This is a genomic window from Clostridium pasteurianum DSM 525 = ATCC 6013 (assembly GCF_000807255.1).
In the GTDB taxonomy this organism is placed as follows: Bacteria; Bacillota; Clostridia; order Clostridiales; family Clostridiaceae; genus Clostridium_I; species Clostridium_I pasteurianum.
In genome coordinates, this window is record NZ_CP009268.1 from 2,926,032 (window position 1) to 2,950,923 (window position 24,892).

Here is a 24,892-nt window from a genome sequence, read left to right on the forward strand (position 1 = left end):
CTTTACATGAACCAGAAAAAATATGAGCAAAGAGCGTTGATTGTCGGAATTGCCACAAATATTCTGATGGGAGGAGCAGGGCTATGGGTCTACCATATAACAAAAATAGGAGCTCTTTTCCTGGATGCGTACTTTACGTTGGTTGCCGTCCTATCCGGCATAGTAGCAATAATTATATCCAAGCATAGCAAAAAGACAAGTAAATCTTTTCCCCATGGATATTTCATGCTTGAGCCCTTTTATGCTATTTTGAAAACTATGCTTACACTTGTCCTGCTAGTTTATGCTACTATAAGCGTCACCACCAAGGCTCTGAATTACTTTCTCCATGGAATTGGTGAAAAAATGAACTATGGTCCTGTCATTCCCTATGAAATAGTTATGGTGATTCTGTGTATTGCCTTGTCCTTTTTTTACTGGAATCAAAACAAACGCACCAACAATACAAGCACAATGCTGACCGCAGAAGCAAGATCTACATTAATTGACGGTCTTATGTCAGGTGGAATTGGCGTTGGTGTCTTGATAATTTCTTTCATCACTGAAGGAGGTAATGAGAACAGTCCTTTTTCCTTTTTGCTGTATACAGGAGATTTTTTTATAACAATTATATTGGTAACATTTTCTATAAAGGAACCAATAAAGGTTTTGAAGGATTCATTTATTGAATTTGCCAACGGAATCGTCACCAAACAGGAAATAATAGTGCCAATTGAACAAGTTCTTCGAAGGCATCTTCCAAAGGATACTGTTCTTAAAAACTGCCATATTCACAAAATTGGTATGAGTTTCAGAATCTCCGTTCATTTGGATAGCCAATCCGACACAATCAGCAAGAAAGAATTGCTTCAAAAAACATCCTGCATAGAAGAAGAACTCTCTCATCAATATGAAAATATAAGCGTCAACTTTGTATTCCCATAATATAACTTCTAAAGCTAATTCTATTGCTGACAAGAATATTAAAAAATTACTTCTTTTGTGGAATTGTCAATGTGAATTGAACAAATAATTCTTCATACCCTTCTACTGGTATCCATTCCCGTATTTTATCTTCTGCTGGCCTGTCAAGCTGAGCCGTCTGTGTTTTCAACATAACATGTGCTAGGCACCCTTTATGTGATCCCGGAGTTAATACTCTTGCATATATAACACCTTCTGTAAATCCTTTTTCCTTCGAAGCTTTATTAGATGCAAGTACAACATATTTCTTATTTATCAGGCGTGCAAGCCCGGAAATCCATCCCACATTTGATGAAAAGAATGGATAACCGTCTCGTCTACTTGTATTTCATTATTCATATGCTTACATCTTCTTCCTGTGTTCTATGTTTGCGATTGATTCAATTTGAAATATATTCATAACGTCTGCATCTGGACATCAAAAAAACAATTTCCCATAGCTATTGCTGGCAGGTGTCAAATAGCAAGCTTGCCAAATGTATTGCTCGTTTTCCGCCAAGGTTCAGCCCTAATGTATTATATTTTTTAAGAGGGTGAGAGTTTGAATAAACAACTTTTTTTATTTTTACTAGGCGGAATATCGGCTTTAATCATTGCTATGGGCATTGGCAGATTTGCCTATACTCCAATACTTCCACTTATGCAAAATGATATCTCTTTTTCAAACACAGTTGCTGGATATCTTGCTTCAATTAACTATGCAGGATATTTGATTGGATCAATATTAGCAGGAATCATTCCTATGAAGCGGTACCGAACTATTTTATTGAGGTCAAGCGTTATTATTAGTATTCTAACCACTGCTTTTATGGGAGTATCCCATTCTTACTTACTTTGGTTTGTATTTCGTTTTTTCTCTGGAGTTGCCAGTGCCTTAGCATTTATTTTAGCTTCAAGTATAGTACTGGATAATCTAGCTGCTAAAAATAAAACAAATTGGTCAGGATTTTTCTATTCAGGACCAGGTCTTGGCATTTTTCTATCTGGCATTGTAGTTCCAATTTTGAGTAATTTATTCAAATGGGAAGGTGCATGGATTGGATTAGGTATAATAAGCATTATCCTCACTGTATTTGTATGGAAATGGCTAAAAGACAAACCAATTGTATGTTCTCCCAAAATTAATCATAAAAATCTTCCCCAAATTCCTCCAGCTAAATGGCTTCCCTGGCTATTTATATCCTATGGATTTGAAGGATTGGGCTATATAGTCACAGGCACATTTATCGTCGCCATAGCTGAAAAAATTCCAGGTTTTAATGGAAATGCTGCATTGGTTTGGGTTGTAGTAGGATTAGCTGCTGCTCCATCATGCATAATCTGGTCAGCACTTGGGAAAAAATGCGGATTCGTTAAATCACTAATAATAGCAATGCTTATGCAAGCCATAGGGATTGTGATACCTGTATTTTGGATGTCCAAAACTGGTATTATTATAAGCGCATTATTATTTGGAGCTACATTTGTGGGAATAACTGCACTTGGTACAACATTAGTAAATGAAATAAGCCCCTCAGGCAAAAATAATTTTATTGGATATTTTACAGCCATATATGCTACTGGTCAAATGATAGGACCAACAATAGCTGGATTTTTAGCATCATCTACTCAAAATTATTATCTTTCTTTGAAAGTGGCAGCAGGGATAGTACTAATTGGAGGCTGTTTACTTTTTTCAGGAATTAAATTTGAGAAAAAAACTGAAATAAAAAATTATGAGGAAAACGAACTCTTTGAAGAAGCCAGTGAATGAAATTTATTCTTATTTAGATCACAAGAAAGATTGATGAGCAAAAATATTCTTATTTTATTTATTAATTTTAAAATTAATTGATAAAGAGTCTAATATGACTTTGAAAGGATTGATTAAATGAAAACTTTATTTGAAGAAACTAAATTAGGGAATATTTCTATACAAAACCGATTTCTTAGAAGTGCTACATGGGAAAATATGACTACAGAAGATGGACATCTTACGGATAAACTTTATAAGATCTATGAAAATCTAGCAAAGTCTGGTGTAGGATTAATTATAACGGGATATGCCAATATTGTAAAAGAAGAACAACCTAATCATGGTATGATGAGAATATATGATGATTCATTTATTGATGAATATAAAAAGCTAACTAATATTGTCCATAATTATAATTCAAAAATAATAATGCAAGTAGCTTATGGCGGAACGAAAACAAAATTTAACCATAGAAGAACTGACGAATATGGTGGCAGCTTAGCTAACAGAATGAGATTTTTACTTGAAATATATAATAAAGTAAGAGAAAAAGCGGGAGATAAATTTACAATTTTAATAAAACTTACTTCTAGTGAATTTTTTCAAGGTGGATTAACTTTTGATGAGACCAAACTTATATGTAAAAAACTAGAAGAAGTAGGTGTTGATGCTATTGAAATTACTGGTAATATTCATGGAAAAGCTAAGTCAATGGTTGGAGAAGTATTTGATGGATATAGAATACAAGAGGAAGGCTATTTTACTGAGTATGCAAAAATAATTAGCAATGAAATTAACATTCCAATAATTACGGTAGGTGGATTTAAGAATATTGATAAGATTGAAAAATTATTGAATGAAACAAATATTGATTTTTTTGGTTTATCTAGACCTTTACTCGCAGAACCTGATTTGATAAAAAGGTGGAAATCTGGAGATAGAAAAGCTTCTATATGCCTTAGTTGCTCCAAATGTAGAACTAGCAAAGGTAATTATTGTACAATTTTCAATACATGTGTAAAATAATTTTAATTTAGCTATTTGAAGCTTATCTTAATACACCTCAAACAACTAATTATAATAATATACCTGATCATTAGTTATCTTAGAAAAAATTTCTCATAAATGATAAAAACTCTTTATTGGCGTATTTCAGGTCAGTTATGAAATAAATTAATATGATTGCTGTGACGATGGTCACAGCAAATTTTACTATAACGTGATATATTAAATTAAACATTATAAGCTGTAAAGGTGGGGTTTAAAATGACAAAAATAATTTCATATATTATGAATATAATTCACCATCAACATAGGTTTATATTGCTAAATAAAGTTAAAAGAGCATTATTAATTGGATTATGTATTTTTATAGATGATAAGAATGCTGGCAAACTTGGTCCTAAGTACATTCCTTTTATGACCAGTGATAATAGTGCTAGTAAATCAGCTACAGCCTTTTGTTCATACCAAGAAAGTACAATGGTGAGCGGCATGGAGATTATGTCCAAAGTCCACTAGTATTTCCTCTTCTTCTTCATTTTCTTTAAATCCACCTAGTTCTAATGCTTTATTTATTATTTCACTAAAATCCTTAGTTCCATCTTCAGAAACTCCTATATATTTTACTCCATCCCAACCTACAACGCTAGTAGTAAATATTCTATCTTTACATATTTCTCTTGGTCTCATTAAACAATTAGTTGTCATTAAAATACAGCCTGGTATTCCATCAAATTCTTTCTGCTGATTTTGCCAAGCAGAACCAAAATTACCTACTAAATGTTTATATTTTTTTAATTCTGGATATCCATGTGACGGAAGCATTTCGTCATGAGTATAAATGTTAATTCCCTTACCTTCGGTTTGCTCAAGTAGCATTTCTAAATCTCTTAAATCATGTCCGGATACTATAATAAATGGACCTTTTTTAATATTAACATTTACCTTATGAGGTGAAGGTTTTTTGTATCTAGTGGTATTTGCTGCATCTAGAGTTTTTATTACTTGTACACTCATCTCTCCAGTTCTCATAGCCATACGTATCATATCTTCAAGAGCTAAGTTGTCATTCGTGGTAGATTCCAGTCCCAAAAAATAAAATTGATCTACTTGGTAACTATTATAACCAATAAACCTTGCCTGATGTCCGTAAGCACTTATACCTTTTAATCCATATAATATAGTTGATCTTAAGGATCGAATATCAGCATCAAGATCTTGGTCATACATAATTTCTGCTTTTACCGAATCCTTTAACATAGCTTCTTTAGTATCACTTAGATTATATGTAGCAGCATCTGGATATTCTCCTTCAGGCGCTTCATTTCTTAAGCTTTCCTTTATCTTTTGTGATTCCTTTAATCTTCTTACATGAACCTCTGCATCAAAGTTTACATTTGTCAATGTTGTGAATAGACTATTTTCTACGAGTTTTACTATCTCTTTATCAATAATCTTTCCCTGTTCAATCTAAAATCAAACCAAATTAGATTTTATTTGCCAGTTATTATATAATAGGCAAATTTAAAATGAATTGTAAAAGGTAGTTACATTTATATCAAAACGTTTTTCATGATTGATATGAGGAACACTCTTTTCATGGGGATATCCAATCGGTAATATTACAACTGGAATAATATTATCCGGTAATGCAAAACTTTCTCTTATTTTTTGAGAATTAAAATTTCCTACCCATGTACTACTCAATCCCAAATCTGTTATTTTTAACATCATATGAGTACGCTTACATCGATTTCTCCTGTTTCCTTGTTGTCAACAGGCCTTTTCAAGCTAGAAGTATTATCATAACAAACTATCAGAGCCAAGGGTGCATTAAAATGATAAGGGGTACAGTCCTTTATTTTTTCAAGGCAATCCTTAGTATTTAATACAAGAGTACGTTGTGGCTGATAATTTACCGCAGTAGGTGCAGCCTTGCCCGCTTCTAAAATAGCATTTATTTTTTCTTGTTCAACCTCTTGATTATTAAACTTTCTCATAGAATATCTGTGATGTATCAGCTTATCAAATTCCATGTTGATGTCCTCCTTATAAATTTATTTGTGTGAATTTCGCGCCCAAATCATATGCTTTTTTGCAATATACTGGGAATTCCTTTTCTCTTACCTTTGCCTTTTTAGCTCCATCAAAAACTGTCACAACGTATTTTGAGTAATCGTCGAATTGATAAGTATCGTTCACAACTAATGATTCAAAATAACCAAATACTCTCTTTAAATCCATTTCTGAAAATTTCAATCCCTGCGCATAACCTAACTCGTTCATTTGCTCCACTGTTACGTTCATTGTATAGATAAATCCAGTTGGAATTTTCCGTCCGAATATACTTTTATATCCATCAGTATAAGTTTGGTATGGGAACAGTAGTCTCTCCATGAAAGACCTCATATTACCTGTAACTGATTCGAAATATATCGGAGATGCAAGAATTATTGCGTCTGCATCTGATATTTTTTCAAGAACAGGCGTTAATCCATCTTTAAATGCACATTTTCCATAGCTTTTTCCATTTATTAATTTACAGGCAAAACAGCTAATACATCCTTTATACTCAAAGTCATAAAGGTGAATGAAATCTGTTTCAGCTCCACATGACTCTGCACCTTCAAGAGCTTTCTTTAGCAAAATTGCAGTATTTTTGTTTTTTCGAGGACTTCCATTTATTCCTATTATTTTCATGACATTTTCCTTTCTGGTGTTTAACCTTGACTTTATGTTATAAATTATATATGCTAATGAGAAGGTGTTCAAGTATGCACATATTTGTTATATACTAGCCTTTTAGTTAGTAAAGGAGGTTTATATGATAGATTTTGAGAGCAAGTTTGGTAAATGCCCAATGTATTACACAATGTCAGCAGTGGAAGGTAAATGGAAATGGATTATATTATGGGAGATTTATAAGGCTGAAGTGATACGATACAACAAATTAAGGGAAGAGCTACAACCAATTGCGCATAAAACATTAAGCAAACAACTAAAGGAATTGGAAACAAGCAAATTAATTCATAGGGAGCAATATAATGAAGTTCCTCCCAAAGTTGAATATTCTTTGACTAATGAAGGAAAAACTCTTATTCCTATTCTTGAATTGATGTATCAGTGGGGAGAAAAACATATTCCTAAGAAAGAATAATTTTCATTGTATTTCTAAAATGTTATCCAAACAATTACTTAAATTTATAGAATTTGGGTTTTCATTTCATCAACTCTAATTACTATATAACATCAATTAAGGCAGATAATCATAATTCAATTATCTGCCTCTTTATTTAATTTTATTACTTTATTATTTTCCAGTTTCCGTCCTTTTCCAGCACCAAATCAAACTACGATATCTGCGTTGCTTTTGTCTGCTGGTCAAGATATTTTATATGTGATGTTTATTAAGGATAATATTTTGATTAATTAAAACCAACTCTCACTTTTTAATGATTAAAATTTCTTATCTATTTACGAAATAATCCCGTTATGATAAATAATTTTCAGATTTATGTTTTTATTTAGTGAATCCATGTTTTTTTGCCATATAAGCTATCAAAAATGCTATAATTAATAATATAAATAATACTTTAGGAAACGAAGTAGCACCAAAACTTTTAAGGAGTATTCCACCAACTAATCCTCCCCCTGCTATAGCCAAGTTCCATACAGTAGTGCTTATTGACATGGCTATATCTACGCCTTCATCTGGAACAGTATTAGCAAGTGATGTGCTTAATAGTGTAGATGAGCCGCCAAATGTCAGTCCCCAAATAGCAGTACATACATAGGTAGCTATAAGATTATTGATAGACATTCCAAATATGATTGAATCCAACAAAAATACAAATATACTAATCAAAACTAATAAACGCAACCAACGGTCAATGAATAGACCAACAATCCATATGCTTACAATTGCTGAAATACCAAAAATAAACAATGCCAAATCAATATGATTTCCCATACCCAATGACTTAAGAAATGGATGTATATATGTGTAAATAATATTGTGAGACAGTATCCAAGTCATGATAACAAATAAAATAGAGTATACTCCAGGAGTCTTAAATATACTTAAAACAGAAACCGAGGATTTATCTGATTGCCCTTGGTAGTCAGGGACTTTTAAAATAATCCATATTACCAATATCAGATTAAGTATTACCATAAATCCAAATATATAACGCCATCCAATAATATTGCCCAGAAATGTCCCAACAGGTACTCCAAAGGCTAAGGCAATTGGAACACCCATCATTGCTATAGCTAAACTTCGTCCCTTTAAATTATCTGAAACCATGCGTCGAGCATATCCAGGAATCATTCCCCACAAAACGCCGGCAGATACTCCTGCAAAAAAGCGTGCAATTAATGTCAATGTATAATTAGAGGATAATGCTGTAATTGTATTAAAAATAAGCAATCCGCAAGTAGATATAAGGAGAAGTTGGCGACGTCGCCAACTTCGAGTCATGGTAATCAATGGTATAGCGGCAATTAATGAGCCAATCGCATATAGCGTAACTAACTGCCCAACAAGACTTTCGGAGACTTCAAGGCTCTTTCCCATTTGTGGCAACAGACCTGCCGGAAGCGTTTCTGTCATAATTGCTGTAAATCCTGTCATTGTCAAAGCAAGCAGCCCCAGAATTGGAAAATCGTTAGATATATTATTAAATCTGTTTGTATTAATAGAATCTTTTATATTGCTACTCAATTTCTAATCCCGCTCCTTTAATGCTTCTCTCTGTTAAAACCTCTTTTAAAGCGTTTGTTCCATTTATGGCTTTTGGAAAACCTGAATATACAGAAATCAAAAGCATGATTTCCTTAATGTCATCAGCTGTTAAACCTATGTTAATTCCTGCATTAATATGAAATTTTAACTGTGGGCCAGCAGTCCCCAAAGCTGCCAAAGCTGAAATAGTAGATAGCTCCCTAAGTCTTCTATTTAAATTGTCTCTTGCCATAATATCTGCTTGGCCACATATTATAAGCTGAACTAAATCCGGTGAAATATCTTTGTAAGTTTCATTAAGAAGTTCCGCCTGATGACTATCCAATTCACAAAGTTCTTTTAGACCAACTTCGTATCTTTCCGTAGGTAAAACTTTATTTGTTGGTTCCTCTCCTATACAATCCTTTATCCCTTGATTCTCACGTTCCTTTAATAAGTTTTTTAATACATTCATCGCATTTATACATGCTGGAAAACCAGAGTATGCGGTCATTTGAAGTATTATTTCTTTAATTTCATTAATAGTACACCCAACATTTAGTGCTCCATTTATATGAACCTTTAATTGTGGTTCTGTATTTCCCATTGCCGTTAATGCTGCAACTACAGCCATCTCTTTTGATTTTAAATCCAATATATCTCTTGAGTATATATCACCCCAGACATACTCAATCATATACTTAACAAAATCCGGAAATATATCATTCATATTATTTGCTATATCTTCACCGGCTTTCCCGTCTACTTCTCGTAATTTTTTTAATCCTCGTTTTAATCTATCTTCCACTCAAATTCTCCTCCATTTCCGTATAAATCTCAACTTTTTTTGCAACATAATCTCGTGATTTTGATAATTCTTCAATCTTTCTTTCAATAAATTCTAAATGCTCTTTCATAATATTTTTTCTTTCTGTAATAGTTGAATCTCCCATTCTCCGTAATTCAGCATATTTCTTCATTTTATTTATGTTCATACCGGTTTCTCTAAGCCTGCCTATAACCTCAAGCCATTTTATGTCTTCCTCACTGTATACTCTTTTTCCAGAAGCATTTCTTTTTATATCTGTGATTAATCCGATGCTTTCGTAGTACCTTAGCGTATGTGGTTTTAGATTCATTAATTTTGATACATCACTTATTTCAAGGTCTGCCATAAAAGAACCCCTCCTTACATACATAAAATATCACTTAAAGCGCGCTTTAAGTCAAGTTGTTTTTAAGGACTGGTTATAAAGGTCATCGAACTAGATTAATGAACTATTTTCAAATCTACAAAAAGCAGAAAATCTGAAATTTTTACGAGTTTTCTGCTTTTTGTATTCGTTTTTTCATTTCACAATTTTCCAGCACCAAATCAAATTGCGATATCTGTGTTGCCGTTGTCCGCTGGTCAAAATATTTCACCGAAAAAGACACCAACACTTGATTTTCACTCTTGTTATGGGCTAGATTTATCAACTCCGAGAACACATAATCTTTCCCGATTGGTTTTTCCTCATAATTCACATAATATGACAATTCTTTTGCAGTAGCGTAAACATAGAAATTAAAGATTGATGAAGAGGTTATCCTACGTGCCTGCTCCCACTTATATGAACAGCCCCGGCAACCAACTGGCTTAAAAGCCCGACAACACAAACCCCAATCCAACTGAAATGCTGAAAGCTGAATGTTCCCAAATAAGAACCCAAAGACCCGCCTAAGAAGTACGATACTATGTAAACTGATGTCACACGGTTACGTGCTTCTTCACTTAACTGATGAATCCTTGCCTGATTACTGACGTTGCAGGACTGAACTCCCAAATCAAGCAGAATAACACCTACAATCAGTCCCCATAGCTTAAATCCCAATATACTTAATACGGTATAAGCAGTTATAATAACAACAATGTTTATTCCAACTGTAAATTGTGTCCCTTTTCTGTCTGAAATCTTACCTGCTGATGGGGAAAATAATGCTCCTACGATTCCAATCAGACCACTTACCACATGTGAAAGCAATATGCCTATCAACAATCCGCTCATAAAGAGGTAATATCCAGATATAAAGAGCTTGGTGATTTTTTAAAAACCCGCAGATCAAAAATCTCTCCTGTACAAGTAGGGCTTCCAGAAGGTTCCCGCCGCAGGACACCCGGACTAAGACGGGAAGAAGTTGCTTCTCTTGCCGGTACTGGAATTACATGGTATACATGGCTGGAGCAGGGAAGAGAGATACAGGTATCGGCACAAGTATTAGAAAGTCTGTCCGGTATTAATGCTGAATGAAGATGAAACACGTCATTTGTATACCCTTGCAAACCAGACCTCACCAATGAGCATTCCGCCACACCAACAGTTCATTAACCTCATGCTGCAACGTATACTGGATAGCCTGTTACTCTCACCTTCATTGATTCTTGATACCCGCTGGAATATTATCGCCTGGAATAAAGCCGCCAAAGTAGCTCTAATAGATTTTGAAAACATCAGCATTATGGATAGAAATTATATTTGGCTGACATTTACCAATTCCTAATACAAGAAAATGTTTGATAATTGGGAACATCAGCCACAAGGGTTTATTGCCCGCTTTCGGGCGGAATGCGGTAAGTATATTGAAGACCCATGGGTAACTGAATTTGTCCAAAAACTAAGAAATGAGAGTCATAAATTTAATAAATGAGAGTCATAAATTTAATAAATGGTGGTCAATGCATAATGTTGGAAACAAAAAAGAAAACTATAAAATTTTCAATCACCCAATAGCAGGGAAACTGACATTTGAACATACCAGCTTTTTTGTATCAGACAACATGAATCTAAAATTATTTATTAATGCTCCTGCACCGGACACAGATACAGATACAGAAATTAAAATGCGAGAATCGATAAATTGAAATAGGGCATATCATCGCACCACACAAGATAATTTCAATGATTTCTCATAATAAGGCGGAAATGTTGAGTTGTTGTCACTAGTACTTAAGGAACTTTCCAAATTATGTTGAATATGGATTCTGGACATGTAAAAATTAATTGATCTCCAGATACCTCATTTAACATATTTGATGACACTCTTCCACCTAATTGCCCATCTGCTCCTGTAACAATATAACGCATATTTTATTCCTCCATATATAATTAATTGAATAATTTAATAAATTATTAGATAAACTTTAAATATTAAATCATCAATGTCCACCTTTGTTAATATATTAACATTTTAATTCTTGGAAATGAAATTGAAATATGTTATCATTAATAGAAAACTTCTATTAATACAGGAGGTCAATTAAGATGCATATTAAGCAACTTGAATGTTTTGTTAATTTAGCTGAAACTCTCAGTTATTCTAGAACTGCAGAACTTTTATACATTACGCAACCTACTGTTACTCATCAGATTAATACTCTAGAAGACGAACTTAGATTAAAGTTATTTATTAGAACAAAGAGAAAAGTAGAGCTTACTCCAGCAGGTGTTTCTTTTTATAATGATATGAAAGATATTTTAACAAGAACAAACATAGCCATAGCAAAAGCAAAGAATTATGCAAAAGACTTTGATTCTAATTTGTCTATTGGTTATGAAGGTAATACAGAGGTAAAATATCTTCCCAATATATTAAGTTCTTTTAAAGAAAAATTTCCACATATACATATGTATTTAAAAATAGCTGATTTCAAAGAGAAAAGACACCTATTTACAAATCACAATTTTGATTTTATTTTTACTGTGAAAGAAAGCATTGAAGACTTATCTGATATTTGTTACGAAGAACTTTTTATTGGCAAATTTGTTTGTGTATTACCTAAAGATCATCCATTAGCTTTTAACAGTATAATTAGAATAGATAACTTAAAAAATCAGTCTCTGATTTTGTTAGATCCTTTAAAATCTCCATCTGAAATGACACGTGTACAAAAAAATATCCAAACACAATGTCCAATGTCTGCTGTTTATTTTAGTGACGGACCACTTATTAGCTATGCAATGATTAAAGGAAGACTTGGTATCGCAGTAATGCCAGACTTTGTATGTCCAAAAGATCCTGAGCTTTCCTTTATTCCTATAGATATAAATGATTCAATTTCTTATGGAATTGCATGGCACAAAAACAATAAGCAGGATCATATAAAAGGATTTGTTAATATTACAAAGCAAATATATAAAAATTAATAAATTACAATTAAGATTTTAGAAAAATAAAGTTTAATTTAATATTTTCAAATCCTGGTTTATTAAATACATCCGGATTAGTTTCTGCTCTCTTAAGGAACTCATCCCTGACTTACGTACAGTAAATTGCATTAAATAAGAATAATTAACATAAAAATTATGTATAAGATTATATTATCAAATGATAATAATTGAATAATATGCTTGTAAAGACAGTATAATCATAATCAGGAAATTAATGCAATCAAAAACAGGTGTACTTGTCCACGGAAATTAAATGTCTATTTAATTTTTTGATGAACCTAGATATCATAAAGTATTAAATTTAATTTCAAATTATATTTTTTCTTTTCTTTCTATTTTTATTAGCATGCCATTGGTACATCTTATACAGTATTTCCATCCTAATTTATCTATAAATCTAAATAAATCTATGCTTTTAAACCCTCTATCTGCCAGAAAGTATAACTTCGTAATTGTATGAATCTATAAATTCTTTAATTTCACTTATTCCCTGCTTTATGTGCTTAAAATTTTTATTATCTTTTCACCGTATTCAAATATTTTATACCACAGTGGCACTGCTCTTTTTCCTACCTTCAGCGAAAACTTAAGTATTAAAAATTTACCTTTCACAGTTGTATGATCAAATATTATAACCATTTTCTTGTTATTGCTTCTTTTTATATACTTTTTCATAACTTCATCAATAAAATTATAATAAAATAATCTGATTTTATTGTTGTACTTACAAAAAATCTGTAAATTCTTTTCATTTTACTTTCCTCACTGGCATCTGTATAACAATCTTTCAGTTTCTCTGATACTTCTGACATTATCACTGATTTTCATAACAGTATTCCTATAACAATACATACCAAATTCTTTAGTTTCTTGGTTGATATGGACAAAATCTCATATAGTATTTTTCCTAATTCTGCGATAATATATTCTTAGTTGTTTAACATAGCCTTGTCTCCTTTTTTATAAGTTTGTTTTGATAGATTCAACTTATATTTTAGGACTTGGCTATGCTTTTTTCTATTCTTTTTTATTTATAATTTTATACTTGGATATCATTTCCTTTTTATTGTCCTTACGTCAGTATATAACGCACATTAAAAAAGGGGCAAAATGCCCCAAGCCTTTGATATCAGGCTATTTCTTCTCTATCTTAACAACACACTCGAGATGTGTCTGGGCAAAATAATGATACTGAAACGCAGAATTATTGTACTTATACCCCGGGGGGGGCTTTTTAGAGAGCGGAGGTCGTGAGTTATAGCCGATACACAAAAGGATTTACAAACTATAATTTTTGAAATTGCCTATTTTACTAGGCCTTGTTGTTTCACACAAAAACTCTATATCTCCATAATCCAATTCGCACATACCCACTTCAACTTATCCTTATGGATTTCTAAATAACAGATATTCACTTAAATTAATTTTCATTTCTTAAATCTTTTAACAATCCTTCAAACCATTGAACATTTACTAAGTGATGAGAAAGTGAATTTTCCAACATTTTTTTAAAATAAGTGGGGATAGTCTCATTATGTTCAAGAGATTGTTCTAATAAAAAAATTTTCTGATTAGTTTGTTCGATTTGTATTTCTATTAGCTTTTTTAGTTCCTCGCTTTTATATTCATTAGCAAATAGCATTGCTGCATAAAAAGATAAATTTACATACTCAGTCTTAGAGCCATACTTATACATCAATTTTTCAAATTCTTTATTCCCTAGTTCAGTGATAATATAATTACGCGTCTCTCTAGTATTGTCTAATTGGTCAACTTTTTTAATATATTGTTTTTCTTCTAATTGTTGAAGATTATAATAGAATGACCCTTTAGTGAAATTCACTATATATTTATAGTGTCTGTCTTCCATTAACGCTAATAATTCGTATCCGTAAGAACCTGGTTTTTGTTTTAATAAACCTAAAATTAGTAATGGTATCAAAAAAACATCTCCTTTATGTTCCTCAAAATTATATTAATAGTTATTTCATAATTATAAGGTTTAATCATTGTTGATTTGCATGACTTGAGATACGAATTTATCATATGATATTTTTCCTAATGCAAAATCCATACTTTTTATATATATCTTTTCTGCTTCGGTATGTGTTCTGTCATGATTTAAATTTAGCAACTCATTTTCATTAATTAATGGCTTCAATACATGTTGCCTATTAGAAAAGGCTTCAAAATATCGTAAACCAAATTTTCTTTGAGAAATTGCATTAATATGAATACCATCAGGATTAGAAGTTAAACCTGAAGCAGTGACAAAATAACAATTATCTTGTTCAAAAGCAAATTTTTCTAAATCTTGATTAATGAAATTATATTCAGTACAGCTTTTTCCAAATCCTTCTTTGCCTAAAAAATCTCCTAAACCACCAATAATAATTGGAATATCTGGAGCATTCAACTCCTTTCTAAGAGCCTCAATAATTAAAAGTAACTTTTTATAATATACTTTGTAGTTACCATTAACACTATCACTTTCTCCTTGATGCCATAGAATTCCTGTTAACTCACTACTTTGCATAGCAAATTTAGCTTCAGTTATTGCATGTCTAAAAAGCACTTCGTCTACAGCCCACTCATCCAGTGAACTTCCACCTTCAGCACAAGGAATTAAGCCAATAATATCTTCTTGATTTTGACGACACCATGCATCTGCAAATGAACCCGCTAGACTTATTCCCGAAACAGGACGGTCATAATTGATGGGCTCAGTCATCATTTGCCATCTACCATTACGCAACATTTGTATTCTTTCATTATAAATCGGGGGTACTTCATGAATAAATCCCCGTCCAGCCATATTTGACTGTCCTAACATTAAAAACGATTTAACCACTTTTTTCATCCTCTCTTTTTATTTAATATTTATGAAGAAATGTTTCCAGTTCTCAATAAATACTAAGTAGTTACTTATTTAATTCATTGCTTCAGTAAATTTTCCTAGATATCAAAAACCACCAAATTTATCATTAGTCTAATTAGACTAATGACACTTAAATATTATAGTCTAATTAGACTAATTGTCAACTATATTTTTTCAGAAGTAGAGTAAAAATATAGTTTAGACGATGAAGAGACATATTCATTGCTATCTCATGTCGATTGAGAACGAAAGCAAGAAACCAAGCTATGATGCCCTGTTCCGTCTTATCGGTGAATTAGGTATATCTGCAGAAATGTTTCTTTACAAGATTTACCGAAACTAATTTTCTTTGCAAAATTGAAATTTATCATTGGTAATTTCCAAACTCCCGTGAGCTATTTCGAAATTCAGTTGGAGTCATGCCTCTTTTAGCAGTAAATTGTTTTATAAAGTACGTGTCATACTCAAACCCGGCAGCACGCGCAATTTCGTTCAAGCTCATACCTGTATGCGTCAGAAGATTCTCTGCAACCTTTAGACGATATGAGAATAGGTATCCCATAGCTGTACATCCACATAAATCCTGAACCCTTTTATTTAGTGACACGCGATTCAAATGAGCACATCTTGTTAAGTCTTCTAAACTTATTTTATCAGAATAGTTTGTGTGTATATATTCCAAAACTAAATTGACAGGTGATTGTTCGCTATGGTGGCTCAACTCTTCAAGTAACCCTAATATTTGTATTAGGTACTTTTTTATTCTGCACACCCAAAGTGAATCGCTCTGTGCATATACTTCTGTTCCTATAACAAAGAACCACTCATATAATTTGGGATAGGATTTCTCAGTTACAGTATATACCCCATTATGAATATTATCTTTTTTAAAAAGCGAAAGACCTGTTTCTATTTTTAAACTGGTTGACATATAGCCCTGGGATTCAGAAAAATGAGCTGTATTAAAAAAATTAGGATGGAAACAAAATGACTGTGAAGATACATTCTGCTTTTCGGAAACTTGTATGGTATCCTCCATAGACAAACAAAGAATACTTGGAGCAACAATTTTTATGGGATAGTCATTCAGTTGTAAATTCATACTTCCACTTGTAATAAAAATTATAGTGAATCTCTCCTTATACGGGAGATTACTAAAACTTTCATCTGCAATAAATTCAATATATACAGTTCTATTCTTATGACGGTCCATTTGGGGCATAAATATTCCTCCATTAACAAATAGTATAGTTTAAAGCTTCATTTATAACATTGTATCATAATTTTTAAATGATATACTGTTAATAATTACTGAAGAAAAGTTATGGTTAACAAATTTTCCTATAACTTATTGAAAGGAGAATCATTATGTCTATTCAACCCTTCCATATTCAAGTATCTGATGAAGTACTTGATGATTTAAAATACAGACTAGAACATGTCTGCTGGCCTGATCAGTTAGAAGGCTCAACTTGGGAACGAGGTACTGATATAAATTATTTGCAATCGCTGGTTTCGTATTGGCGGGAACAATTTGACTGGCGTGCACAAGAAACCGAGTTAAACCGCTTTTCTCAGTTTCGCTGTAATGTGGATGGGATAGATATTCACTTCGTACATGAGCGTGGTAATGGGCCTAGTCCTATATCAATTATTCTTACTCATGGATGGCCTGATAGTTACATACGCTACCAAAAGATTATTCCTCTTCTTACTGATCCTGCCCATCACGGCGGTGATCCCGAAGACTCTTTTGACGTAATTGTCCCTTCACTACCCGGATTTGGCTTCTCTAGCCGCCCTAAACATAGTGGTGTCAATAATTATCGTGTTTCTGAGCTCTGGGCAAAACTAATGACCGAAAAACTTGGCTATAGTAAATTCGCTGCTGCAGGCGGGGATGTTGGTTCAGGTGTTACAAGATATCTGGCATTAAACCATCCCGAACTTCTAATGGGAATCCACCTTACCGATATTGGTATCATTAGAGATCTCATGATTTCACAGGATGAAGAACTTTCAGAAGAAGAATTAAACTACAAGAAAAGTGCCCCTGCATGGATTTCCAATGAGGGAGCTTATATGTCTCTTCAATCCACAAAACCTCAAACTCTGTCATACGGACTTTCTGACTCACCAGTAGGTTTGGCTGCTTGGATTATTGAAAAATTTCGTGCATGGAGCGATTGTAATGGTGACTTACAGCAAAGATTTAGCGAGGATGAACTGCTCACTAATATAATGATCTATTGGGTTACAAATACAATAGGATCATCAGCACGTATATATTATGAAAACATGCACTCTTTGCCATCAATGCGGCGTATAGATGTGCCAACAGGTATAGCTCTTTTCCCGGCTGATATATTGTTACCACCTAAAGAATGGGCTGAACGTAATCTAAATATCACCCGCTTAACTACAATGCCTAGTGGAGGACATTTTACTGCCATGGAAGAACCTGAACTTCTAGCTGAAGAAATTCGGGCCTTCTTCAGACCATATAGAACTAAAAACAAAAAGTAATATTGGACTTCCTTTTAACCCTATTAAGGAAATAACATGTATTTTTTATATAATGTAAAAAATACTCTGAACGACATTTTGGTGATGGCGAAAAAATACAAAAAGTATATCACACTGGTGAAAAGTTTAAATTAAATTTTCACCAGTGTTGTATCAGATGGAACTCCGAAAATCTTTTATAGATTCTCGGAGTCATCCATTTATTTTTCAGCTTTTTTTAGTAACACACAGCACTCCACATGCCCTGTCATCGGAAACATATCCACCGGTTGCACCTCTATCGTCTTATATCCAAGTCCATCTAATATGCCAAGATCTCTTGCCAAAGTTCCAGGATCACAGGACACATAAACTATTCTTTCAGGTTTCATTTTGGCTATAGCCTCTAAAAGAGATCTTTCACAGCCTTTGCGTGGTGGATCCACCACCACTACGTCAGCTTTTACGCCAGTATTTATAATTTCAGGAATGACCTTTTCTGATTCTCCTACTATAAACTCCACATTATATATGTTATTCTGCTTTGCATTTATCTTTGCATTTTCTATTGCCTGGGGTATAATTTCAACACCGTATACCTTCTTAGCTTTTTGAGATAGAAATAGTGAAATAGTTCCAGTTCCACAGTAGACATCAAATACAATCTCATCTCCCTTAAGATCCGCATACTCCAAAGCTTTGTTATACAAAATTTCTGTTTGCACTGGATTAACCTGAAAAAATGACAAAGGTGATATATTAAATTTAAATTCTCCAATGGAATCAACTATAGTATCTTTTCCCCATAAGGTTTTACATGTTTTTCCCAATATAACATTGCTATTATTACTGTTTATATTTTGAACTATGCTTTTTAAGCCTTCTATATTTTTCTGCATAAGTTCTACAAATTCTTCTTTATAAGGTAATTTATCTTGAGATGTTACAATTACTATCATCACTTCACCAGTTTTAAAGGCTTTTCTTACCATTATATGTCTTACCAGTCCTGTACCCGTTTTTTCATCATATACAGATATATTATATTTAGAAAGCCATTTTTTCATAGCTTCTACTGCTTTATCTCCTGCAATATGCTGAATATGGCATTCTTCCATGTCTATGATATTATGGCTTCTTGGAGAATAAAATCCCACTAAAAATTTGCCTTTTATATTTCCTACAGGCAGTTGAACCTTGTTTCTATATCTATAGGGATTGTTCATTCCTATGGTATCATGAATAATTATTCCGCTGCTGTCCTTAAGGTCTTTTGAAAAATCCCTGTTATTACTCTCAATTATTTCACCATCATTTATTATATTTTCATTGTATTTATGGTTATTTTTATCCTCATAATTATAGTTTTTATTGATTTTTAATTTTCCAATTCTCTCAAGACAGTCTTCCACTCTTTTCCTTTTAAAAATCAGTTGTTCACTATAACTTAAATGCTGCAGCTGACAGCCACCGCATCTGTTATATATACTACAGACAGGTTCTACTCTATGTACTGATGGTTTTATTATATCTATAAGCTTTCCAAAGGCAAAGTTTTTATTTACCTTTATGATCTTAACCCTAACCTTTTCTCCTTTTAAAGCTCCTTTAACAAATACAGTAAAATTATTTACTTTTCCTATTCCCTTTCCTTCATAACCTAAGGAATCTATATCAATTATGTATTCTTCATTTTTAACTACAGGTACACTGTTTTTCATTAAATAATTACACCTTTCCATCGCAATGATATTTTATATATAAATTATCCCCTTAACTGTCACTATAATACTTTTGATTTTATCCAATAACTATTTTTGCTATAATGCTGCAACTCCTAAAGTTAAAGATAACAGAAATACGTTACTAAATAATTTATTTAAAAATTTAATTAGAGCGCAAACTCCAACTAAGTAAAAATTCATTGATATAAACTGTTTACGAGATAAATTTTCTAGTTAATTATATCATAAATATATTACATAAACAGAGTTCTTTGTTTCAGATGGAGTTTTTTTATACCTCTGAAACTTACTGACAGAGTTCTAATTATCTGTATTTTAGATACTTAGAACCGTTATTCTCTAGGGTAAATCTCTATCCATTTTCTTTATATATCTATAACCACTTACAAATATCTACCTAACTTTGTACACGCTAATATATACTATACATGATAAAGATAGAAGCTAGCTGAAAGTTAAAATTATAATTTAGGTTTAATCATTATAAATAATATCCTATATAATCCATTATTACACACAGAATACAATTGCAAATTATGCACTAAAAAAGCACCCTTTCAGAGTGCTTTTTCTTATTTTTTCAGGTCAGCTTCTTTCACTATCAAATGAATATTATAGTTTAAATGAATTATCCAGCAACATGTGGTTATGATCCTTCCTTTAAGTGTGGAATTTTACAACCACTAATCACTAGTCCATATTATTTAGTCTTAAATTTAGATACCAATTCATTAAGTCTATGAGAAAGAGTTGACAGTTGATTTGCTGTATTACCTATCTCATCCATAGTAACTGCCTGTTCCTCTGCTGCTGCGGATACTTCTTCTGTTGCTGCTGCTGTCTGCTCAGATATAGAAGAGGTGGATTTCATCTCCGTTACAGTACTACTAGCAGTCTCAATCATTGTTTCTGTGGCAGAATTTACATCACGGACAACGGAGAAAATATTACTTATAGCCTTTTCAATATCATCAAAATGGGTTCCAGCCTCAGCTGCTGTTTCCATACCACTAGTAATTTCTTGTGATCCATCATTCATACTATCAGTAATAGATGCAATCTGCGTTTGTATTCCACTAATAAGATTAGATATTTGATTGGCAGCTACAGCAGATTGTTCTGCAAGTTTTCTAACTTCATCAGCTACCACAGCAAAGCCTTTCCCCTGTTCTCCTGCACGGGCAGCTTCAATAGCTGCATTAAGGGCAAGTAAATTAGTTTGATTAGCTATGCCGGTAATTACTTCAACTATTTTACCGATTTCTGATGATTTTTCAAGCAATAATTTACTCTCACCTAAATTCTTTTCATTATTTTCAACTATTACCTTCATACTGTAAATGGCCTTTTCCACAGCTTCAAAGGCTACAGCACTTATATTATGAGATTGCTCAGCAGTTTCAATCATATAATTACATTTATCAGTAACTGATCTGCTTGCTTCTTCCATCTCCACAGTCTTATCAGCAGATAATCCTACCTGTTTTGCCTGCTCTGTACTATTTTCAGCTACCACTTGTATGGCCTTGGCTACTTCTTCTGTAACCTTACTGCTGTCATTACAAGAGGTGGCAAGATTACTGGATAGATTGTTAACTTTTTCTGCTTCCACACTTATGTCTCCCACTATACCTCTAAGTGCTCCAATGGTATTATTAAAAGCCCTTGCAAGGTTTCCAATCTCATCCTTTGAATTAATTTCTATAGAGCCACTTAAATCTCCAGTGGATACAATTTCAGCAAAATCATTGAGCTTAGTCAGTGGTTTTATAAGATGACTAGCTGCAAAATAAATTGTTAAAGATACAATTGCAATTATTATACAGGCTATTATAAGCATTATAGTAAGCAGCTTATTTGAGGAAGCAAAGAGTTCATCCTCATATACCACATTGACAACTGTCCAATCTGCTATTGATGCTGAATCATAAAAAGCAATCTTCTTTTCTTTTCCTTCACTATACCTGTATACTCCTGATTTTCCACTGGCAGCAAGTTCAGAAATTCTTTGCATAGCTGGGTCATTAACTGTACTTACCTTTTCCTTCATTGCCCAATTTTTATTTGGGTGTACAACAAAAGTTCCATCATTTGATAATAATACTCCATACCCCTTATTACCATACTTTAAGTTTTTAACTTGATTTTCTACAGTTTCTATAGTTAAACTTGACCCTGCTCCAGCTACAACTTTTCCAGTGTCATTTTTAAGCCAAGCTACCATCATAACTACATTTCTTCCATAAGCTTGTGAATATGCCGGTTTAAAAATGGCATCATAGGGAATACCATTTGACTTAGAATATCTCTCTGCTGCTTCTGTAGCCGCAGCTTTAGCCCAAGGATCGGTTTTAAATTCTCCAGTCTTTGCATTATAATATCTTGCTGTAAGTTTACTTAAATTATCAGTATTTGACCACTCATTTGGTTCTAAAGTGTTTAAAATATGTAAAGCAGCATATTGATTTGGATATGCAGTATTAATAAAATTCCAACGGGATAAATTTAATTCATCAATTAATCTTATGGAATCATCATTCTTTTTAAGATCCATATTGGGATTAGTTTGCAAAATACGTTTTAAAATTGGACTTTGTACAGTTTCACGCACTTCTGCCAGCCTGCCTGTGAGCCAGGTATCAATATGCTTTGTAGATTCCTCAGTCCTTATGGACATAGCATTGATAAGTTCTGTTTCTATTACATTTTTTGATTGTATATATGCTACTCCTGTTAATATTAATAATCCTGCTATAACCAATGGTAAAATCATAGCAATAAGTTTAGATTTAAAAGACATTTTCATAAATTTTTATCTCCTTGTAATAATTAAAAGTTGTCTCACAATGCATATACACACTGTGAGACGTCTTTTTAGTTTTATACTATTATAAGTAGCTACTGAAATCTAATTTTTTATAGGTAAATAAATTTATTTTAATTGCATTAAATATTTATTTCTTTTGAGAGCTCTCCTCTTTTTGGAATTCACCATTATAAAGCCATACATGTCCCAATCTGTCTCTAGTATTATCAAAAGTCTTTCTATCTCTTATATGTTTAGCAGGCATTCCTGCTACCAAAGAATTTGGTGCAACATTTTTGTTTACTAAAGAACAAGCTGCAACTATGGACTGTTCTCCAATTGTTGTATCTGGTAATATAGTTGAATTTGAATATATCTTTGCATAATCTTTTATTATAACAGGGGCATAAGTTCTCAGTGAATGATCATGTTCTGCATGAGAATGTGTAAATATTGTTACTCCTTCTCCTATTCCTACTGAGTTTCCAACTATTAAACCACCTTTGGCATCTATAAGTGTTCCTTTATTTATAAAAACATTGTCACCTATTTCCATATTATCTGGCACATTGAAACGAACATTTTCTTCGCATATAAAATTTTTTCCACAAGACTTAAATAGCTTATTTGCTAGTATTGCTCTAAATGGAATGGCAAAGTTAGCTATAAGACACATAGGAGACTTGTCCAATGCATCCCATAAAAAATGTAGATATCTCTTTTCTTCTGAAAAACCTATTTCTTTGTTTTTAGGTAGATAGTCTCCATATAATTGAATTTCATCTAGTATTTCAAAGGGAAAAGAACATTTTAAAATATTTAATATATGTATTACTCCCTCTTTATTTAAATCTTTTTGTATGATGTTTTCCATTTGTATAAGTAAATCATCTATTTTGTTCATATATTATTTATGACTATTAAAATCGTAAAAAAATAATCATATCCTCCTTTTTTGTTTTATCAGTATTTACGATTTTTTTAAGATGAATATTAAATATTCAAACTTGAAATTATACTTTTTAATGAATTAGCTGATTCTTTAAGTTTTTTTACCTCGCCTATGTTCAACGGGATATCTATTACTTTTTCTATACCTGAAGAATTTATAATAGTTGGAAGTGATATACATACATCATTAATTCCGTAATAAGTTGAACCTTTTTTCTCTATTATTTTGTATGCAGACTCTACTACTTCTTTATGTATTATATCTCTTATTTTTTCAACCTTGTGATGTTTATTCAAAAACTTTTCCATATCTACACCTAAGATATTTACTGCACTCCATACAGGAACAGAACTATCCCCATGCTCACCAATTATATAGGCACATATATCTCTGCTGTCTACATTAATATATTCACTTATTAAAAATTTAAATCTTGAAGTGTCTAAAATTGTTCCAGAACCTATTATCTTCTTTGATTCAGTATCAATTAATTTATTTGCTACAAAAGTTAAAACATCAACTGGATTACTAACTATTAAAATAATTGAATCTTTACAATAATCTTTGATTTCACTTATTATAGATTTCATTATATCAGTATTACGCTGCGTAAGATTTAATCTTGATTCTCCTGGTTTTTGAATAGTCCCAGCAGTTATAATTATTATCTTAGAATCAGCGCAATCACAATATTTCCCCGCTTTTACTTTTATAGGCATTATTGAAGGTATACAATGGTTTAAATCCATAGCCTCTCCCTCAGCTTTTTCCATATTCATATCAACTAATATAATATCCGTTACTATTGAACTTAGCATTAAAGTATGTGCTATAGATGAACCCACAAGCCCCGCACCAATAATTGATATTTTTGTTTTAAACATAACTTCCCTCCATCTAATTTATTTTTAATTTATACTGCAATAATTAAATATGATTTTTCACTCTATTTTTTCTGAAACAATACTAAATTAAAAGGTGTCCATAAACTATAGACACCAAAATACAAACAAAAATACAAATTATTGTTATAACTATATTTTGGCAGCCTGACAATCATGGAAATTGGAATTTTCTTTAGACTCATGGCTTTGCGCCCCTACCTTTCAGTAAGTATGCTATTATCATTATAGATTTTTATATTTATACACAAATATTATTTATTATTATATTTATCGGATAAAATTTATTAATATTAAGTTATTATAAATAAAATTTTGTATTATTTATATATTTTTTTATTTATTTACGTATATTTTTACATTATAATACATAAAATTCACTTATAAAAATTTCAAATAAATAGTTAATTATCCTATAAAATAAAAAATGATATAAAACCTTTATTGAAAAGAATTTTATACCACCCTTAACT

27 protein-coding genes, 2 pseudogenes and 1 riboswitch are annotated in these 24,892 nt (G+C 32.1%); of the genes and pseudogenes, 9 read left to right on the forward strand and 20 right to left on the reverse strand.

Annotation, left to right across the window (positions count from 1 at the left end; all coding sequences use genetic code 11):
• The first annotated feature begins 6 nt into the window (after positions 1 to 6).
• A complete protein-coding gene (locus CLPA_RS13310; protein ID WP_003442762.1) occupies positions 7 to 924 on the forward strand; it encodes a cation transporter in 918 nt (305 codons plus the stop codon).
• A gap of 46 nt (positions 925 to 970) precedes the next feature.
• Here the strand turns inward: CLPA_RS13310 and CLPA_RS21220 are convergent, their stop codons facing one another.
• On the reverse strand, positions 971 to 1,249 hold the full coding sequence (locus CLPA_RS21220; protein ID WP_003442765.1) for a hypothetical protein: 279 nt from the start codon (positions 1,247 to 1,249) through the stop codon (positions 971 to 973).
• Between the two features lie 255 nt (positions 1,250 to 1,504).
• On the opposite strand from CLPA_RS21220, the gene CLPA_RS13320 reads away from it, so the two are divergent.
• Both CLPA_RS13320 and CLPA_RS13325 read left to right on the forward strand, forming a co-directional pair.
• Positions 1,505 to 2,716: a YbfB/YjiJ family MFS transporter gene (locus CLPA_RS13320; protein ID WP_003442767.1), complete on the forward strand. Its 1,212-nt coding sequence runs from the start codon at positions 1,505 to 1,507 to the stop codon at positions 2,714 to 2,716.
• A 117-nt stretch (positions 2,717 to 2,833) separates the two neighbouring features.
• Positions 2,834 to 3,724 carry an NADH:flavin oxidoreductase gene (locus CLPA_RS13325; protein ID WP_003442768.1) on the forward strand — a complete coding sequence of 297 codons (891 nt, stop codon included), beginning with the start codon at positions 2,834 to 2,836 and terminating at the stop codon, positions 3,722 to 3,724.
• A gap of 281 nt (positions 3,725 to 4,005) precedes the next feature.
• On the opposite strand, the pseudogene hcp reads toward CLPA_RS13325, so the two are convergent.
• The 4 genes and pseudogenes from hcp to CLPA_RS13340 form a co-directional block, all read right to left on the reverse strand.
• Positions 4,006 to 5,170, reverse strand: a pseudogene (gene hcp / locus CLPA_RS13330) (hydroxylamine reductase); the annotation flags it as partial.
• A gap of 54 nt (positions 5,171 to 5,224) precedes the next feature.
• Positions 5,225 to 5,434 carry a nitroreductase family protein gene (locus CLPA_RS22145; RefSeq protein WP_003442770.1) on the reverse strand — a complete coding sequence of 70 codons (210 nt, stop codon included), beginning with the start codon at positions 5,432 to 5,434 and terminating at the stop codon, positions 5,225 to 5,227.
• Complete coding sequence (locus CLPA_RS22150) at positions 5,431 to 5,736, reverse strand: nitroreductase family protein (protein WP_003442772.1); 306 nt, start codon at positions 5,734 to 5,736, stop codon at positions 5,431 to 5,433. Before CLPA_RS22150 ends, CLPA_RS22145 begins: the two co-directional genes overlap by 4 nt.
• A gap of 13 nt (positions 5,737 to 5,749) precedes the next feature.
• Complete coding sequence (locus CLPA_RS13340) at positions 5,750 to 6,400, reverse strand: flavodoxin family protein (protein WP_003442774.1); 651 nt, start codon at positions 6,398 to 6,400, stop codon at positions 5,750 to 5,752.
• A gap of 124 nt (positions 6,401 to 6,524) precedes the next feature.
• On the opposite strand from CLPA_RS13340, the gene CLPA_RS13345 reads away from it, so the two are divergent.
• Positions 6,525 to 6,857 (forward strand): winged helix-turn-helix transcriptional regulator, encoded by a 333-nt coding sequence (locus CLPA_RS13345; RefSeq protein WP_003442776.1) that lies wholly within the window; start codon positions 6,525 to 6,527, stop codon positions 6,855 to 6,857.
• A gap of 363 nt (positions 6,858 to 7,220) precedes the next feature.
• Here the strand turns inward: CLPA_RS13345 and CLPA_RS13350 are convergent, their stop codons facing one another.
• The 5 genes from CLPA_RS13350 to CLPA_RS21730 all read right to left on the reverse strand — a co-directional run bounded on the left by CLPA_RS13350 (position 7,221) and on the right by CLPA_RS21730 (position 10,471).
• Complete coding sequence (locus CLPA_RS13350) at positions 7,221 to 8,423, reverse strand: MFS transporter (RefSeq protein WP_003442778.1); 1,203 nt, start codon at positions 8,421 to 8,423, stop codon at positions 7,221 to 7,223.
• Positions 8,416 to 9,231 (reverse strand): carboxymuconolactone decarboxylase family protein, encoded by an 816-nt coding sequence (locus CLPA_RS13355; RefSeq protein WP_003442780.1) that lies wholly within the window; start codon positions 9,229 to 9,231, stop codon positions 8,416 to 8,418. The genes CLPA_RS13350 and CLPA_RS13355 overlap by 8 nt, the downstream gene beginning before the upstream one ends.
• Positions 9,221 to 9,598, reverse strand: a complete 378-nt coding sequence (locus CLPA_RS13360; protein ID WP_003442782.1) for a MerR family transcriptional regulator — start codon at positions 9,596 to 9,598, stop codon at positions 9,221 to 9,223. Before CLPA_RS13360 ends, CLPA_RS13355 begins: the two co-directional genes overlap by 11 nt.
• Positions 9,599 to 9,740: 142 nt before the next feature.
• On the reverse strand, positions 9,741 to 10,094 hold the full coding sequence (locus tag CLPA_RS21725; RefSeq protein ID WP_335617744.1) for a conjugal transfer protein: 354 nt from the start codon (positions 10,092 to 10,094) through the stop codon (positions 9,741 to 9,743).
• Entirely contained in the window at positions 10,010 to 10,471 is a 462-nt protein-coding gene (locus tag CLPA_RS21730; RefSeq protein WP_003442783.1) for an MFS transporter, read from the reverse strand. Before CLPA_RS21730 ends, CLPA_RS21725 begins: the two co-directional genes overlap by 85 nt.
• A gap of 60 nt (positions 10,472 to 10,531) precedes the next feature.
• On the opposite strand from CLPA_RS21730, the gene CLPA_RS21735 reads away from it, so the two are divergent.
• From CLPA_RS21735 to CLPA_RS21920, 3 genes and pseudogenes are all read left to right on the forward strand, one after another.
• Positions 10,532 to 10,714 carry a helix-turn-helix domain-containing protein gene (locus CLPA_RS21735; protein WP_236900418.1) on the forward strand — a complete coding sequence of 61 codons (183 nt, stop codon included), beginning with the start codon at positions 10,532 to 10,534 and terminating at the stop codon, positions 10,712 to 10,714.
• Positions 10,715 to 10,796: 82 nt separating this feature from the next.
• Positions 10,797 to 11,111 (forward strand): annotated as a pseudogene (locus tag CLPA_RS21915) (MmyB family transcriptional regulator).
• A gap of 28 nt (positions 11,112 to 11,139) precedes the next feature.
• Positions 11,140 to 11,325 (forward strand): MmyB family transcriptional regulator, encoded by a 186-nt coding sequence (locus CLPA_RS21920; RefSeq protein WP_003442785.1) that lies wholly within the window; start codon positions 11,140 to 11,142, stop codon positions 11,323 to 11,325.
• An 85-nt stretch (positions 11,326 to 11,410) separates the two neighbouring features.
• Here the strand turns inward: CLPA_RS21920 and CLPA_RS20885 are convergent, their stop codons facing one another.
• Entirely contained in the window at positions 11,411 to 11,548 is a 138-nt protein-coding gene (locus CLPA_RS20885) for a hypothetical protein (RefSeq protein ID WP_003442787.1), read from the reverse strand.
• Between the two features lie 177 nt (positions 11,549 to 11,725).
• On the opposite strand from CLPA_RS20885, the gene CLPA_RS13375 reads away from it, so the two are divergent.
• Complete coding sequence (locus CLPA_RS13375) at positions 11,726 to 12,607, forward strand: LysR family transcriptional regulator (protein WP_003442789.1); 882 nt, start codon at positions 11,726 to 11,728, stop codon at positions 12,605 to 12,607.
• 519 nt (positions 12,608 to 13,126) lie between these two features.
• Here the strand turns inward: CLPA_RS13375 and CLPA_RS13380 are convergent.
• From CLPA_RS13380 to CLPA_RS13395, 5 genes are all read right to left on the reverse strand, one after another.
• Positions 13,127 to 13,306, reverse strand: coding sequence for a hypothetical protein (locus CLPA_RS13380; protein ID WP_034829942.1), 180 nt, complete (start codon positions 13,304 to 13,306; stop codon positions 13,127 to 13,129).
• Positions 13,303 to 13,443, reverse strand: a complete 141-nt coding sequence (locus tag CLPA_RS21225) for a hypothetical protein (protein WP_155760381.1) — start codon at positions 13,441 to 13,443, stop codon at positions 13,303 to 13,305. The genes CLPA_RS13380 and CLPA_RS21225 overlap by 4 nt, the downstream gene beginning before the upstream one ends.
• Positions 13,444 to 14,051: 608 nt before the next feature.
• Positions 14,052 to 14,573, reverse strand: a complete 522-nt coding sequence (locus tag CLPA_RS13385) for a PadR family transcriptional regulator (protein ID WP_003442791.1) — start codon at positions 14,571 to 14,573, stop codon at positions 14,052 to 14,054.
• A gap of 60 nt (positions 14,574 to 14,633) precedes the next feature.
• Entirely contained in the window at positions 14,634 to 15,482 is an 849-nt protein-coding gene (locus CLPA_RS13390) for a sialate O-acetylesterase (protein WP_003442793.1), read from the reverse strand.
• 394 nt (positions 15,483 to 15,876) lie between these two features.
• Positions 15,877 to 16,731 carry a helix-turn-helix domain-containing protein gene (locus CLPA_RS13395; RefSeq protein WP_003442799.1) on the reverse strand — a complete coding sequence of 285 codons (855 nt, stop codon included), beginning with the start codon at positions 16,729 to 16,731 and terminating at the stop codon, positions 15,877 to 15,879.
• Between the two features lie 146 nt (positions 16,732 to 16,877).
• Between CLPA_RS13395 and CLPA_RS13400 the strand changes: the two genes are divergently transcribed.
• Complete coding sequence (locus CLPA_RS13400) at positions 16,878 to 18,035, forward strand: epoxide hydrolase family protein (protein WP_003442802.1); 1,158 nt, start codon at positions 16,878 to 16,880, stop codon at positions 18,033 to 18,035.
• Positions 18,036 to 18,235: 200 nt separating this feature from the next.
• Here the strand turns inward: CLPA_RS13400 and rlmD are convergent, their stop codons facing one another.
• The 4 genes from rlmD to CLPA_RS13420 all read right to left on the reverse strand — a co-directional run bounded on the left by rlmD (position 18,236) and on the right by CLPA_RS13420 (position 24,401).
• Positions 18,236 to 19,735 carry a 23S rRNA (uracil(1939)-C(5))-methyltransferase RlmD gene (rlmD, locus tag CLPA_RS13405; protein WP_003442806.1) on the reverse strand — a complete coding sequence of 500 codons (1,500 nt, stop codon included), beginning with the start codon at positions 19,733 to 19,735 and terminating at the stop codon, positions 18,236 to 18,238.
• A gap of 724 nt (positions 19,736 to 20,459) precedes the next feature.
• Positions 20,460 to 22,565, reverse strand: coding sequence for a methyl-accepting chemotaxis protein (locus CLPA_RS13410; RefSeq protein WP_003442809.1), 2,106 nt, complete (start codon positions 22,563 to 22,565; stop codon positions 20,460 to 20,462).
• Positions 22,566 to 22,713: 148 nt separating this feature from the next.
• Positions 22,714 to 23,469, reverse strand: a complete 756-nt coding sequence (locus CLPA_RS13415) for an acyltransferase (RefSeq protein ID WP_034829939.1) — start codon at positions 23,467 to 23,469, stop codon at positions 22,714 to 22,716.
• 89 nt (positions 23,470 to 23,558) lie between these two features.
• Positions 23,559 to 24,401 carry a lactate/malate family dehydrogenase gene (locus CLPA_RS13420; protein ID WP_003442815.1) on the reverse strand — a complete coding sequence of 281 codons (843 nt, stop codon included), beginning with the start codon at positions 24,399 to 24,401 and terminating at the stop codon, positions 23,559 to 23,561.
• Between the two features lie 156 nt (positions 24,402 to 24,557).
• A riboswitch (cyclic di-GMP riboswitch) is annotated at positions 24,558 to 24,647 on the reverse strand.
• Positions 24,648 to 24,892: the final 245 nt, after the last annotated feature.

Excerpts from the sequence above, each read along its gene's own strand:
- CLPA_RS21920 (WP_003442785.1), top strand. The coding sequence starts at position 11,140 with ATGCATAATGTTGGAAACAAAAAAGAAAACTATAAAATTTTCAATCAC.
- CLPA_RS13380 (WP_034829942.1), bottom strand. The coding sequence starts at position 13,306 with ATGAAAAAGTATATAAAAAGAAGCAATAACAAGAAAATGGTTATAATA.
- CLPA_RS13325 (WP_003442768.1), top strand. The coding sequence starts at position 2,834 with ATGAAAACTTTATTTGAAGAAACTAAATTAGGGAATATTTCTATACAA.
- rlmD (WP_003442806.1), bottom strand. The coding sequence starts at position 19,735 with ATGAAAAACAGTGTACCTGTAGTTAAAAATGAAGAATACATAATTGAT.
- CLPA_RS13410 (WP_003442809.1), bottom strand. The coding sequence starts at position 22,565 with ATGAAAATGTCTTTTAAATCTAAACTTATTGCTATGATTTTACCATTG.
- CLPA_RS13345 (WP_003442776.1), top strand. The coding sequence starts at position 6,525 with ATGATAGATTTTGAGAGCAAGTTTGGTAAATGCCCAATGTATTACACA.
- CLPA_RS13360 (WP_003442782.1), bottom strand. The coding sequence starts at position 9,598 with ATGGCAGACCTTGAAATAAGTGATGTATCAAAATTAATGAATCTAAAA.
- CLPA_RS21730 (WP_003442783.1), bottom strand. The coding sequence starts at position 10,471 with ATGAGCGGATTGTTGATAGGCATATTGCTTTCACATGTGGTAAGTGGT.
- CLPA_RS20885 (WP_003442787.1), bottom strand. The coding sequence starts at position 11,548 with ATGCGTTATATTGTTACAGGAGCAGATGGGCAATTAGGTGGAAGAGTG.
- CLPA_RS13415 (WP_034829939.1), bottom strand. The coding sequence starts at position 23,469 with ATGAACAAAATAGATGATTTACTTATACAAATGGAAAACATCATACAA.
- CLPA_RS13400 (WP_003442802.1), top strand. The coding sequence starts at position 16,878 with ATGTCTATTCAACCCTTCCATATTCAAGTATCTGATGAAGTACTTGAT.
- CLPA_RS13420 (WP_003442815.1), bottom strand. The coding sequence starts at position 24,401 with ATGTTTAAAACAAAAATATCAATTATTGGTGCGGGGCTTGTGGGTTCA.
- CLPA_RS21225 (WP_155760381.1), bottom strand. The coding sequence starts at position 13,443 with ATGTCAGAAGTATCAGAGAAACTGAAAGATTGTTATACAGATGCCAGT.
- CLPA_RS22150 (WP_003442772.1), bottom strand. The coding sequence starts at position 5,736 with ATGGAATTTGATAAGCTGATACATCACAGATATTCTATGAGAAAGTTT.
- CLPA_RS13375 (WP_003442789.1), top strand. The coding sequence starts at position 11,726 with ATGCATATTAAGCAACTTGAATGTTTTGTTAATTTAGCTGAAACTCTC.
- CLPA_RS22145 (WP_003442770.1), bottom strand. The coding sequence starts at position 5,434 with ATGATGTTAAAAATAACAGATTTGGGATTGAGTAGTACATGGGTAGGA.
- CLPA_RS13310 (WP_003442762.1), top strand. The coding sequence starts at position 7 with ATGAACCAGAAAAAATATGAGCAAAGAGCGTTGATTGTCGGAATTGCC.
- CLPA_RS13340 (WP_003442774.1), bottom strand. The coding sequence starts at position 6,400 with ATGAAAATAATAGGAATAAATGGAAGTCCTCGAAAAAACAAAAATACT.
- CLPA_RS13395 (WP_003442799.1), bottom strand. The coding sequence starts at position 16,731 with ATGCCCCAAATGGACCGTCATAAGAATAGAACTGTATATATTGAATTT.